Source organism: Streptomyces sp. NPDC002580, from assembly GCF_042889485.1.
Classification (GTDB): Bacteria; Actinomycetota; Actinomycetes; order Streptomycetales; family Streptomycetaceae; genus Streptomyces.
In genome coordinates this window covers 129283-141599 of sequence record NZ_JBIAQZ010000010.1, presented here as the reverse complement: position 1 = coordinate 141599, position 12317 = coordinate 129283, and the positions used below count along the sequence as shown (strand labels likewise).

Below are 12317 nucleotides of genomic sequence, written 5' to 3'. Positions count from 1 at the left end.
GGTTTTCCGCTCCAGGGCAAGGAACCGGCCCAACCGGCCGAGGCCTGCCGGGATCCGGGGCGACCGATTCGTTCGGTTCGTGGTGCGAGGATGGACGGCATGCGAATGAACGGTGCGATGCGTAAGGGGCTCGGCGCGGTGGCCTGTGGGGCCGTCGCCGTCACCCTGTCGGCCTGCGGCGGCCCCGCGGACGGCGGCGGAAGCGGTGTGAAGGGGCACTCCGGGACGAGTGGCGGAGCCGCCCGGACGAGCGCGCCCGCGGCCGACCCGAAACGCATCCCCGATGTGGGTGACCGGCTCCAGAAGAAGATCCCGTCCGAGTCCCGTCAGGTCGTGGCGGTCTACGGCGAGGGCAAGGACTCGGCGAGCTCGACGGCCGTGCTCTACACGAAGTCCGGTACGACCTGGGAGAAGACCCGAAGCTGGGCCGCGCACAACGGCAAGCGGGGCTGGACCACCGACCATCACGAGGACGACAAGCGCAGCCCGGTCGGCGTGTTCACGCTCAGCGACGCGGGCGGTGTGCTCGACGACCCGGGCGCCCGGCTCCCCTACACGCAGTCGGAGGGCTTCCAGGCGCCGCACTACTGGGCGAAGTCGCACTGGCACGACTTCGACTACGTCATCGCCATCGACTACAACCGGCTCAAGGGCAATCCGCCGAACGACCCGACCCGCCCGTGGGGCGACGAGAAGGGCGGGGGCATCTGGCTGCACATGGACCACGGCAGCGGCACCTCGGCGTGCGTCAGCCTCTCCAAGCCGGCCATGGAGTACCTGCTGCGCACGCTCGACCCGGACCAGCATCCGGTCGTGGTGATGGGGGACAAGGCCGACCTGAAGGCGTAGGCGGGATCCCGTCGGGCGGGGTCGCGCTGGAGACCGTCGGCAGGGCGGTGGCGGGACGCGCCGGACGCCCCGGGGCCCATGACGCCCCTCCGGCCCCGTGCCCCGGGCCGGCCGGCAGGTCGCTCCAGCGGCCACGGCCCTGCAGCCCCACGGCCCCACGCGGTCAACGGGGCCAACGGAGCCGGTGGACTCCGTCGAGTCTGTGGAGTCCGCGGTTCAGGGCCCCGACCGGTTCACCTCCCCCTCACCCCTCAGCACCGGTTCACCCGGACCGGTCGCCCGTCGAGGGACGGGTCGCGTGTTCGAGCGCGATCAGCGCGGAGTAGTAGCCGCGGCCCGTCGCGTGATCCATGCCCACCTCGCACATGCGGTTCGCCGACAGATGCGCGTCGAAGGCGCGGGAGGTCACGAACCGCGCCTCCTCGCGGGTGGCCGACTCCGTGAGTTCCCGGTGGAGCATCCCGCGGTCGCCCGCGAAGGCGCAGCACCCGGCGTCGTCGGGCACGACCACCTCGTCGGCACAGGCCTTTGCCACCAACCGCAGTTGTGCCTCGTCGCCCAAGTGCCGCATGGAGCACGTCGGGTGGAGCACCGCGGAGCGGAGGGTGCGGTGCACGGTGAGGCGGGGGAGAAGCTCCGCGGCCCAGACCAGCGAGTCGACGACCGTCAGCTCCGCGTGCAACTCCCGGTTGTCGGGGGTCAGATACGGTACGACCTCCCGCGCGATGCCGAGCGTGCAGGACGAGGCGTCCACGACGAGCGGCAGTCTGCCGCCGGCGGTCCAGCCCCACGCGGCCTCGACGATCCGGTTGGCCATCACGGCGTTGCCCGCGTCGTACCCCTTGGAGTGCCAGATGGTGGCGCAGCAGGTTCCCTTGACGTCCTCGGGGATCCAGACCGGCCTTCCCGCCCGCTCGGACACCGTGACGACGGCCCGCGCGAGCGGGACGTCCCCGGGGGAGGCGAAGACGCGGTTGACGCAGGCCGGGTAGTAGACGGCGACGGCTCCCACGCGCGCCGTACCGGGCAGGGCCGGGGCCGCGGCTCCCGGCATCCGTGGCAGCCACTCGGGCACGAGATCCGGGCGAACGGCCCTGCGGGCGGCGCGCGTCGCGGCGGTGACCCACCGGTCGCCGGTCCGGTCGGCGGCGGCGACGGCCAGGCGCGCGGCGGATTCGAGCGCGCGGAAGTTCCGCGCCGCGAGCGCGGCCGCCTTCTCCTCGCGCGGCGAGTGCCGGACGTGCCGGAACGTTTTCATCAGGGCGCCCGTGTCGATGCCGACCGGGCAGGCGAGCTTGCAGGTCGAGTCGCCCGCGCAGGTGTCCACGGCGTCGTAGCCGTACGCCTCCAGGAGGCCGTCCTCGACCGGAGAGCCGTCGGGCTGGCGCATCATCTCCCGGCGCAGCACGATCCGTTGGCGTGGTGTGGTCGTCACGTCCCGGCTGGGGCAGGTCGGTTCGCAGAAGCCGCACTCGATGCAGGGGTCGGCGATCGCCTCGACCCGCGGGATCGTCTTCAGGCCCCGTACGTGTGCCCGCGGGTCACGGTCGAGCACGACGCGTGGCGCGAGCACCCCGTCCGGATCGATGAGCCGCTTCGTGCGCCACATCAACTCCGTTGCCCTGGGACCCCATTCGAGTTCCAGGAACGGCGCGATGTTGCGTCCGGTGGCGTGCTCGGCCTTCAGGGAGCCGTCGAAGCGCTCGACGGTGAGCCGGCAGAACTCGTCCATGAAGGCGGCGTAGCGTTCCACGTCGGTCTGTCTGGACGCGTCGAAGGCCAGCAGGAAGTGCAGATTGCCGTGGGCGGCGTGGCCCGCGACGGCGGCGTCGAAGCCGTGCCGGGTCTGGAGTTCCAGCAGTGCCTCGCAGGCCTCGGCGAGCCGCTCGGGAGGCACCGCGAAGTCCTCCGTGATCAGCGTCGTGCCGGACGGACGCGCGCCGCCGACCGCCGTGACGAACGCCTTGCGGGCCTTCCAGTAGCCCGAGACGGTCCGCTGGTCACGGGTGAGCGAGTTCGTCACCGAGGGCGCGGGCGCCACGAGGGGGAGGTTCCGGAGCACCGCGCGTGCCTTCTCCTCGCAGGCCTCCTGCGTGGCCTCGTCCGGAGCGCGGAACTCGACGAGCAGTGCGGTCGTCGGGCCGGGGAGGGCGGCCCAGTCCCCGGGCACGCCCTCGACGCTCACCGAGGCGTGCAGCGTGTTGCCGTCCATCAGCTCGACCGCCGAGGCGCCCGCGGCGGTGAACAGGGGGACGGCGGCGGCCGCGGCCGGCAGCGAGCCGAAGAAGAGCAGCGCGGCGGAGACCCGCCGGTCCAGCGGCAGCGTGTCGAAGACGACCTCCGAGATGAAGCCGAAGGTGCCTTCCGAACCGACCATCAGGCCGCGCAGGATCCCGACGGGCGTCGAGCCGTCGAGGAAGGCGTCCAGACGGTAGCCGTTGGTGTTCTTGATGGCGTACTTGGCGCGGATGCGGGCGGCGAGTGCGGCATCGGCCTCGATCTCCGCCTTGAGTTCCATGAGTCCGGCGCACAGGGCGGGTTCGGCGTGCGCGAGCCGTTCGTCGGCGTCCGGCTCCGCGGTGTCCACGACCGTGCCGGTCGGCAGGACGAACGTGAGCGAGGCGAGGGTGACGTAGGCGTTGCGGGTGGTGCCCGCCGTCATGCCGGAGGCGTTGTTCGCGACCACACCGCCGACCGTGCAGGCGATCGCGCTGGCCGGGTCGGGGCCGAGCACGCGTCCGTGCCGGGCGAGCGCGGCGTTGGCGCGGGCGAGGGTCGTGCCCGGCGCGATACGGGCCCGCGCGCCGCCGTCGAGGACCTCGACCCCCGTCCAGTGCCGGCGCACGTCGACGAGGATGTCCTCGCCCTGCGCCTGGCCGTTGAGCGAGGTCCCGGCCGCGCGGAAGACCACCTCGCGGCCCTTGCCGTGCGCGTACGAGAGCACGGCCGAGACGTCGTCGATGTCCTCGGGGACCACGACGACCCGCGGCACGAAACGGTAGGGGCTGGCATCGGAGGCGTAGCGCACGAGATCGGAGATCCCGGTCAGCACCTTGTCGGAGCCGAGCAGCGCGATCAGGTCGCCGCGCAATGGCTCGGGAGTGCCCCCGGCCCGGTCCTCGGGGACCCGGTCGGCCGCCGGGGCCTCCGGACGCGGGCCGGGTCGCAGCGCGTCGGGGTCGGGCTCCAGCAGAGGCATCGCGCACCACTCCTCACGGGCTCGCCGAGCGGCGCCGGCCCGCGCCCGGGCGGCCCGGCGGCGTCCCGCTCCCGAGCCGCCTCAGAGGCGGTGTTCCGCCCGAACCGGCTCAGCAGCGGTGTTCCGCCCTCGGCACGCCGTCCACCAGGGTGTCCAGCAGCCCGCCGAGCACTTCGCGCTGCTCGTCCGTCAATGGAGCCAGGATCTCCTCCGCGGCGCCGCGGCGCGCGGCGCGCAGTCCCCGCAGCGCCTCGCGCCCGTCGTCGGTGACCTCGATGCGGATCACCCGGCGGTTGGTGGGGTCCGGTGCCCGGCGCACCTTGCCGCTCGCCTCCAGGCCGTCGACCAGCGTGGTCACGGCACGCGGCACCACCTCGAGGCGCTCCGCGAGATCGGCCATGCGGGGCGGCGAGCTGTAGTGCGCGAGGGTGCGCAACAGCCGTGACTGGGCGGGGGTGATGCCCAGCTCGCGCTGCTCCAGATGGCGCTTCTGGATGCGGTGCACGCGGCGCGTCAGGCGCAGCAGCTGCTCGGCCAGCAGGCCGTCGGCATCGGGGGTGGTCATGCGGGAACAATATCAGGATGCCGTTCATTGTGAGTATAGGTAACAATGAGCTAGGCTCCGTCAGTCGTCGGATCCTCCCTGATGTCCCCGTCGTCCCGTTTCCCTAGGAGTCCATTGCGTCCCGACCCGTCAAGCTGGAGCCCGCCACCCGCCGACAAGGAACAACCACGGCAGGTGCGCCGCATCCTGAGTCTCTTCCGGCCCTACCGCGGCCGCCTCGCGATCGTCGGCCTGTTGGTGGGCGCCGCGTCCCTCGTCTCCGTGGCCACGCCCTTCCTGCTGAAGGCGATCCTGGACACGGCGATCCCCCAGGGCCGTACGGGCCTGCTGACCCTGCTGGCGCTCGGCATGATCCTGAGCGCCGTCCTGAGCGGGGTCTTCGGAGTCCTGCAGACGCTGATCTCCACGACCGTCGGCCAGCGGGTGATGCACGACCTGCGCACCGCGGTCTACGGGCGTCTGCAGAGCATGTCGCTGGCCTTCTTCACCAGGACGCGGACCGGCGAGGTCCAGTCGCGCATCGCCAACGACATCGGCGGCATGCAGGCGACCGTCACCTCCACCGCCACCTCGCTGGTCTCCAACCTCACCAGCGTGGTCGCCACGATCGTCGCGATGGTGGCCCTGGACTGGCGTCTGACCGTCGTCTCCCTGCTCCTGCTGCCGGTGTTCGTGTGGATCAGCCGCCGGGTCGGCAACGAACGCCGGAAGATCACCACCCAGCGCCAGAAGCAGATGGCGGCCATGGCCGCCACCGTCACCGAATCGCTCTCGGTCAGCGGCATCCTGCTCGGGCGCACCATGGGCCGGGCCGACTCGCTCACGAAGTCCTTCGCCGAGGAGTCCGAGGGTCTGGTCGACCTCGAAGTGCGGTCGAACATGGCCGGGCGCTGGCGCATGTCCGTCATCGGCATCGTCATGGCCGCCATGCCCGCCGTCATCTACTGGACCGCGGGCGTCGCCCTCGAGCTCGGCGGCCCCTCCATATCGATCGGTACGCTCGTCGCCTTCGTCTCGCTCCAGCAGGGCCTGTTCCGGCCGACGGTCAGCCTGCTGTCCACGGGTGTGCAGATCCAGACCTCGCTCGCGCTGTTCCAGCGCATCTTCGAGTACCTCGACCTGCCCGTCGACATCACCGAGCCCGCCGACCCCGTCCACCTCGACGAGGTCAAGGGTGAGATCCGCTTCGAGGACGTCGAGTTCCGCTACGACGGCAAGGGCGCCCCGGTCCTCGACGGCATCGACATCACCGTCCCGGCCGGCGGCAGCCTCGCCGTCGTCGGGCCGACCGGCTCCGGCAAGTCCACCCTCAGCCACCTGGTGCCGCGGCTGTACGACGTCACGGGCGGGCGCGTGACCCTGGACGGGGTCGACGTCCGCGAACTCGACTTCGACACGCTCGCGCGCGCGGTCGGCGTCGTCTCCCAGGAGACGTACCTCTTCCACGCCTCGATCGCCGAGAACCTGCGCTTCGCCAAGCCGGACGCCACCGACGAGGAATTGCGCGCGGCGGCACGGGCGGCGCAGATCCACGACCACATCGCGTCGCTGCCCGACGGGTACGACACGGTCGTCGGCGAGCGCGGCCACCGTTTCTCCGGCGGCGAGAAGCAGCGCCTCGCCATCGCCCGCACGATCCTGCGCGACCCGCCCGTGCTCATCCTCGACGAGGCGACCAGCGCCCTGGACACCCGCACGGAGCACGCCGTCCAGGAGGCCATCGACGCCCTGTCGGCCGACCGCACCACCCTCACCATCGCGCACCGGCTGTCCACGATCCGGGGAGCCGACCAGATCGTGGTCCTCGACGCGGGCCGCGCGGTCGAGCGCGGCACGCACGAGGAACTGCTGGCCCAGCAGGGGCGATACGCGGCCCTCGTCCACCGGGACGCCCAACTGGAGCCGACAAGATGACGATATGCCGGGTTTAGGCGCATTGGCGGGTTACCGTGCCCGTTATGCAGACCAGAACTCCGCCACGGAACACGATCCGACTGACGCGCCGGGGCCGGGTCGCCCTCATCGCGACCGGGGCCGTCGTGGCGGCCACCGCCGTGGCGGTGCCGCTGCTGATCCTCGGGAACGACGACGGGTCCCCGACGGCGCTCGTCATTCCGGAGGGCTGGCGCTCCGGCCAGGTCTACGAGGCCGTCGACAAAGCCCTCCGGGTGCCCCGGGGCACCACCAAGAAGTCCGTCGGCAAGGCCGGGCTCAAGCTCCCGAAGGACGCCGCGGGCAACCCCGAGGGCTATCTCTTCCCGGCGACCTATCCGCTCGGCGGGAGGACGACCCCGGAGTCACTGCTGACGTTCATGGTCGACACCGCGAACAAGAAGTTCAACGGAGCGCCGATGGCCGCGGGCGCCCAGCGCAACGCGATGAACGTCTACCAGGCGGTCACCGTCGCGAGCATCGTGCAGGCGGAGGCGGCGACCAAGGCGGACATGGGCAAGGTGGCACGGGTCGTCTTCAACCGCCTGGCGCGCGGCATGCCCCTGCAGATGGACTCCACGATCAACTACGCCCTGAACCGCTCCACGCTGAACACCACACAGCGCGACACGAAGCTCGACAGCCCCTACAACTCGTACCAGCGCATGGGCTTGCCGCCCACACCGATCGCCAACCCCGGCGAGGAGGCGATGCGCGCCGCGATCAGCCCGACCCCGGGCGACTGGCTGTACTTCGTCACCGTCAAGCCGGGCGACACGCGGTTCGCGGCCGGATACGAGGAGCACCAGCGCAATGTCGCCGAGTTCAACCGCAACCAGAAACGCGCGTCCCCCGCCGTCTCTCCCACGCGGTGAGCCGGGTGCCCCGCGCACGGCCCCCTAGGGGCCACGCACTGACTCCGTGCCACGCGCGGAGCGCCGGGCTCCAGGGCCTCACGCGGCGACAGACGTGTCCGCCAGCAGTCGCCTGATGTCCCGTACCGCGGCCCGTCCGGCCCGGTTGGCACCGATCGTGCTCGCCGACGGCCCGTAGCCGACCAGGTGGATCCGCGGATCGGCGACCACGCGCGTCCCCTCGACCCGGATGCCGCCGCCGTGCTCGCGCAGCCGCAGCGGTGCCAGATGGTCGATGGCGGCCCGGAAACCGGTCGCCCACAGGATCACGTCGGCGTCCACGCGCCGCCCGTCCGCCCACTCCACGCCGTCCGGGACGATCCGCTCGAACATCGGCCGCCGGTCCAGCACACCGTCCGCCAGCGCCCGCCGGATCGCGTCGTTCAGCGGCAGCCCGGTGACCGAGACCACGCTGCGCGGCGGAAGTCCCCGCCGGACCCGGTCCTCGACGAGCGCGACGGCGGCCCGTCCGAACTCCTCGGTGAAGGGGCCCTCGCGGAACACGGGGGCGCTCCGGGTGACCCAGGTGGTCCCGGCCGCGTGGGCGGCGATCTCCATCAGATGCTGGGTGCCGGAAGCGCCGCCGCCCACCACGACCACGCGCTGCCCGGCGAACGCCTCGGGGCCCGGATACCGCGCCGTGTGCAACTGCCGTCCCCGGAACGTCTCCTGGCCCGGATAGAGGGGCCAGAACGGGCGGTCCCAAGTGCCCGTCGCGTTGATCAGGGCCCGGGCCGACCACGTTCCGTCGTCGCTCTCCACGAGCAGCCGTCCGCCGGGTCCCTCCCGGACGGCCCTGACGTCGACGGGCCTGCGCACCCGAAGGTCGAAGGCGTGCTCGTAGGCGGCGAAGTACTCCGAGACGACCTCGGAGGACGGGCGGTCCGGGTCGGCGTCGGTGAGTTCCATGCCGGGCAGCATGTGCATCCCGTGCACCTTGCCGTACGTCAGCGACGGCCAGCGGAACTGCCAGGCGCCGCCCGGTCGCGGCGCGTGGTCGAGGACGACGAAGTCCCGTCCGGGCTCGGAGCCGGTGCGCCGCAGGTGATGGGCGGCGGCCAGACCGGCCTGGCCGGCGCCTATGACGACCACGTCGACCTCGTGCGCGGGTGCTCCGGTGCTGTTCACGTTCCTGCCAACCGGTCCGGGCCCCGGGATCTTCCCGCCGGGTGCCCGGCTGTGAGCCACCCCATGGACCGCGGCCGGCGGACCTCCGCGAGCGGGTCCCGCCTCACCCGCGGCACCTGGGACGAAAGCCTTCCGCGCTCCCCGCGCGGCGGCCTCGATCACGTGCGGAACCCGTCGTAGCGGCGGCCTCGATCACGTGCGGAACCCGTCGTATGGGAGAGGATTGGGGTATGTCCGATGCCTTCACCACGCACGTCCTGAACATCACCTCCGGCTCGTCGGAGGCGGTCGTCGACCTCACCCGCGACTGCGAGGCCTTCCTCCGCGAGGCCGCGGCGGGTCGTGACGGTCTGCTGAACGTCTTCGTGCCCCACGCCACCGCGGGGATCGCCATCATCGAGACCGGCGCCGGCAGCGACGACGACCTCCTCGCCGCGCTGCACTCCCTGCTCCCCGAGGACGACCGCTGGCAGCACCGCCACGGCAGTCCGGGCCACGGCCGCGACCACGTCCTCCCCGCGATCGTTCCGCCGCACGCGACCCTCCCGGTGGTGGACGGGAGCCTGGAGCTGGGCACGTGGCAGTCGGTGTGCCTCGTGGACACGAACCGCGACAACCCTCACCGACAGGTCCGGCTGTCGTTCCTCGGCTAGCGGCCGGTGGCGGGCAGGGGCCCGCCGCCGGGCCGTGATCCGGCCTCAGGCCGGCTTGCGCCACACGGAGACGTGCTTCGTGGAGTCCTGGGTGAAGGGCGTCCCGTCCCAGTCCGCGACGCGCCGTTCCCGTTCGAGTCCCGCGATCCGCGCCATCAGGTCGAGTTCGGCCGGCCACGCGTACCGGTGCCGGGAGGCCCCGCGGCGATAGCGGCCGTCGTCGCCGTCGCGGGTGAGGTGGTGCGAGACGAGAACCTGCTCGACCAGGTCGAAGGTGTCGAAGCCGAGGTGTGCCTCGGAGACGTCGAACGGTACGGCGACCTGCCCGGGCGGCAGGAACCGCAGCGGAGGAACGCCCAGTTCGATCACGAACCGGCCGCCGGGCGCCAGATGGCGCGCGGCGTTGCGGAAGCAGGCGACCTGCTCGTCCTGCGTCAGCAGGTTCGTGATCGTGTTGTAGACCAGGTAGACCAGTGAGAACTCGCCGGGGACGACGGTCGTGGCCATGTCCCCGATGGTCACCGGGAGCGTGTCCGCGTCGACCTTGCTCCGCAGGACCGCGGCCATGTGCTCGGACAGTTCGATCCCCACGACCGGTACACCGCGTCCGCGCAGCGGGACGGCGACGCGCCCGGTTCCGATGGCGAACTCAAGTGCCCTGCCCCCTCCGGCGAGTTCACCGAGGAAGTCGAGCGTCGGTTTGAGCGCGGCGGCGCTGGACCTCTCGCTCTCAGAGGCGTCGTAGCGTTCGGCGGTCGCGCGGCTCCACAGTTCGCTGCTCGTCATGGGATCCCACTCTGGAGGTCCCGGGTGGGTCCTGTCGACGCATTAACCAGGGTGCTGCGCAGCCGGGCGGACCGGGCCCCGACCTGAACGAACTCCTGCGGCCGGGAAGCCGGTTCGCCTCGGAGTCCTGGGGCGGGACGACGGTGGAGCGGATCCGGCACATCGCGACGCTCCGGGTCCCCAGCGGCCGGCCGGTCGTCGCGGACCCCATGGACCGGGACGGTCCGCGGGAGCTCACCGCGCGTGTCCCGCCCGGCGGGTATCCGCTCCAGGCGGCCGTGCTCGTGGGAGAGGGCGACTCCTACGGCCGACGGTTCCCGGTCACGGAGGAACCCGTGGCGCGTCTGCTGATCACCGCCGAACCGGCGGTCACCTGGGAGATGGGACTCGGCGGGGAGGACGGCCCCGGCTGCTGCCGGACGGTCACGCCTACGGCTTCGGCACCGACGGGGACGGGGACCTGGCCGGTCCGGCCGGGCCGGTCGCCGCCGGCGAACTGGTCGCCGTCGCGGTGGTCACGTCGTGGCTGAGGGGTCTCCGGCCCGTGTGACCGCCACGAGCCCACCAGGAGGGTGGGCCGGCCGGTCCCACGGTCCGGCGCGGGACCGCTGTGTCCAGCGCCGGACCGGGAACCGGTGACTCAGGTTCCGTAGGCCAGGACCGCCATCATCCCGGCCTCGCTGTGGTACGCGTTGTGGCAGTGCAGCATCCACTCGCCGGGGTTGTCGGCGTCGAGGACGACGGAGACCTTCGTCCTCGGCAGCACGATGGTGGTGTCCTTGCGCGGGCCGGCGCTGCCGAGCTGGTAGGTGTGGCCGTGCAGGTGCATCGGGTGCCACATGCGCGTGGCGTTGACGAAGTCGAGCCGGACCCGCTGGCCCTCCTCGACGAGCAGCGGGTTCGCGGTCGGATCGGCCATGTCGAACCGTCTGCCGTTGATGGCCCAGTCGTACGTGTCCATGTTGCCGCTCAACGTGACCCGGTGGACCCGGTCGGGCTCCTTCTCCTCCAGCCGTACGCCGTCGGCCGCGCGCAGCGTGGCGGCGGTCACGATCAGGCCGTCCAGTTCGGCCGGCCGTACCGTCGGTCCCGGGGCGCTCCCCGAACCGGTGCGCAGCAGGGCCAGCCCGGCGGAGCCCTTGCCCTCGGCGACCGCGACGAGCGGGAAGACCCCGTCGCCCAGGGTGACCAGGACGTCGTACCGCTCGGCCATGCCGACCAGCAGCGCGTCGACCTCCTGGTGCTCGACGGGGAAACCGTCGGTGTGGGTGATCGTCAGCTTGTGGCCGCCGAGCGCCACCCGGTAGGCGGTGTCGCTGCCCGCGTTGATGATCCGCAGACGGACCCGGCTGCCGGGCTTGCCGGTGTGGACCGTCGGGTCGGTCGGCACGCGTCCGTTGATCAGGTGGTACGGGTAGTCCACGTTCCCGGCTTCGCCGCCGAGCAGGGGGCTGGTGGCGTCCACGAGCCGGAACTTCGACGTCGCGTCCTCCCCGGCGGAGGCGCCGGGGGGCGGCGCTGCCGGGGTACTGCCCCGTCCGGAGTCACGCATGTCCATCCCCGCCATGCCGTGGCTCAGTTCGGCGAAGGCCTCGTCCGGTGTGCCGGTCACGCCGTCGAGCCAGTCGTCGAGGACGACGACCCATTCGTCGTCGTACGACAGCGGTTCCTTGGGGTCCTCGACGATCAGCGGAGCGTACAGACCGCGGTCGTTCTGGAGCCCCACGTGCGGGTGGAAGAAGTACGTGCCCGGTGCGCTGGTGACGAAGCGGTACGTGAAGCTGGATCCGGATCGCACCGGTGCCTGGGTCACCAGCGGCACGCCGTCCATGTCACCGCGGAGCGCGATGCCGTGCCAGTGGACGGACGTCGTGGTGGCGCCGGGCAGTTGGTTGGACAGCTCGGCGGCGAGGGTGTCGCCGGCGCCGATCCGGATCTCCTTGCCGGGAGTCCGGCCGCCGAAGGCCCAGGACTTGGCCAGGACGCCGCCGCCCAGGTCGAGGGTGGCGGGCGCGGCGGTCAGGTTGAGCGACTGGACCCGGCCCGTGCCCTTCCGTCTCCGTTCCGTTCGGGAGATCCGGTGACCGGAGGGGCTGAGCAGGGAGTGGCTGTTGGAAGCGTCGTTGCCGCAGGCGGCGAGCAGGCCGGTACCTGCCGCCGCCAGTCCGGCGAGGACGGAGCGACGGTTGACACTGTTCACGAAAAGTCCTCTTCTCGATGCGCGACAGGCCTTCGGGGACGGTCCGTGCACGGCTCGCCGACCTCGTGGGACGGGCGGAGCCGTGGGACCC

10 protein-coding genes are annotated in these 12317 nt (G+C 72.0%); 5 read left to right on the top strand and 5 right to left on the bottom strand.

The features are described from left to right. The first annotated feature begins 90 nt into the window (after window positions 1–90). Window positions 91–849 carry a L,D-transpeptidase family protein gene (locus ACFYW7_RS28695; protein WP_389507499.1) on the top strand — a complete coding sequence of 253 codons (759 nt, stop codon included), beginning with the start codon at window positions 91–93 and terminating at the stop codon, window positions 847–849. A 262-nt stretch (window positions 850–1111) separates the two neighbouring features. On the opposite strand, the gene ACFYW7_RS28690 is transcribed toward ACFYW7_RS28695, so the two are convergent. Both ACFYW7_RS28690 and ACFYW7_RS28685 read right to left on the bottom strand, forming a co-directional pair. Further along, window positions 1112–4048 carry an FAD-binding and (Fe-S)-binding domain-containing protein gene (locus ACFYW7_RS28690; protein ID WP_389507497.1) on the bottom strand — a complete coding sequence of 979 codons (2937 nt, stop codon included), beginning with the start codon at window positions 4046–4048 and terminating at the stop codon, window positions 1112–1114. Window positions 4049–4157: 109 nt separating this feature from the next. Next, the gene (locus ACFYW7_RS28685) at window positions 4158–4613 is read right to left on the bottom strand and encodes a MarR family winged helix-turn-helix transcriptional regulator (protein ID WP_389507495.1); all 456 of its coding nucleotides are present in this window, start codon (window positions 4611–4613) and stop codon (window positions 4158–4160) included. A gap of 81 nt (window positions 4614–4694) precedes the next feature. On the opposite strand from ACFYW7_RS28685, the gene ACFYW7_RS28680 reads away from it, so the two are divergent. Together ACFYW7_RS28680 and mltG are read left to right on the top strand one after the other, a co-directional pair. Then, on the top strand, window positions 4695–6527 hold the full coding sequence (locus ACFYW7_RS28680) for an ABC transporter ATP-binding protein (RefSeq protein ID WP_389507493.1): 1833 nt from the start codon (window positions 4695–4697) through the stop codon (window positions 6525–6527). A 44-nt stretch (window positions 6528–6571) separates the two neighbouring features. Beyond that, window positions 6572–7420, top strand: coding sequence for an endolytic transglycosylase MltG (gene mltG / locus ACFYW7_RS28675; RefSeq protein WP_389507491.1), 849 nt, complete (start codon window positions 6572–6574; stop codon window positions 7418–7420). A gap of 78 nt (window positions 7421–7498) precedes the next feature. Here mltG and ACFYW7_RS28670 read toward each other — a convergent pair whose 3' ends face one another. Further along, entirely contained in the window at window positions 7499–8587 is a 1089-nt protein-coding gene (locus tag ACFYW7_RS28670; protein ID WP_389507489.1) for an NAD(P)-binding domain-containing protein, read from the bottom strand. Window positions 8588–8817: 230 nt separating this feature from the next. Between ACFYW7_RS28670 and ACFYW7_RS28665 the strand changes: the two genes are divergently transcribed. After that, complete coding sequence (locus ACFYW7_RS28665) at window positions 8818–9240, top strand: secondary thiamine-phosphate synthase enzyme YjbQ (RefSeq protein WP_389507486.1); 423 nt, start codon at window positions 8818–8820, stop codon at window positions 9238–9240. Window positions 9241–9285: 45 nt separating this feature from the next. Here the strand turns inward: ACFYW7_RS28665 and ACFYW7_RS28660 are convergent, their stop codons facing one another. Then, window positions 9286–10026, bottom strand: coding sequence for a class I SAM-dependent DNA methyltransferase (locus ACFYW7_RS28660; protein ID WP_389507484.1), 741 nt, complete (start codon window positions 10024–10026; stop codon window positions 9286–9288). A 143-nt stretch (window positions 10027–10169) separates the two neighbouring features. Between ACFYW7_RS28660 and ACFYW7_RS28655 the strand changes: the two genes are divergently transcribed. After that, window positions 10170–10556, top strand: coding sequence for a DUF4241 domain-containing protein (locus tag ACFYW7_RS28655; protein ID WP_389507482.1), 387 nt, complete (start codon window positions 10170–10172; stop codon window positions 10554–10556). Between the two features lie 110 nt (window positions 10557–10666). Here ACFYW7_RS28655 and ACFYW7_RS28650 read toward each other — a convergent pair whose 3' ends face one another. Further along, window positions 10667–12226, bottom strand: coding sequence for a multicopper oxidase family protein (locus tag ACFYW7_RS28650; RefSeq protein WP_389507480.1), 1560 nt, complete (start codon window positions 12224–12226; stop codon window positions 10667–10669). Window positions 12227–12317: the final 91 nt, after the last annotated feature.

Coding starts and splice junctions, on each gene's coding strand:
- ACFYW7_RS28690 (WP_389507497.1), bottom strand. CDS start 4,048: ATGCCTCTGCTGGAGCCCGACCCCGACGCGCTGCGACCCGGCCCGCGT.
- ACFYW7_RS28660 (WP_389507484.1), bottom strand. CDS start 10,026: ATGACGAGCAGCGAACTGTGGAGCCGCGCGACCGCCGAACGCTACGAC.
- ACFYW7_RS28695 (WP_389507499.1), top strand. CDS start 91: ATGGACGGCATGCGAATGAACGGTGCGATGCGTAAGGGGCTCGGCGCG.
- ACFYW7_RS28665 (WP_389507486.1), top strand. CDS start 8,818: ATGTCCGATGCCTTCACCACGCACGTCCTGAACATCACCTCCGGCTCG.
- ACFYW7_RS28685 (WP_389507495.1), bottom strand. CDS start 4,613: ATGACCACCCCCGATGCCGACGGCCTGCTGGCCGAGCAGCTGCTGCGC.
- mltG (WP_389507491.1), top strand. CDS start 6,572: ATGCAGACCAGAACTCCGCCACGGAACACGATCCGACTGACGCGCCGG.
- ACFYW7_RS28680 (WP_389507493.1), top strand. CDS start 4,695: ATGTCCCCGTCGTCCCGTTTCCCTAGGAGTCCATTGCGTCCCGACCCG.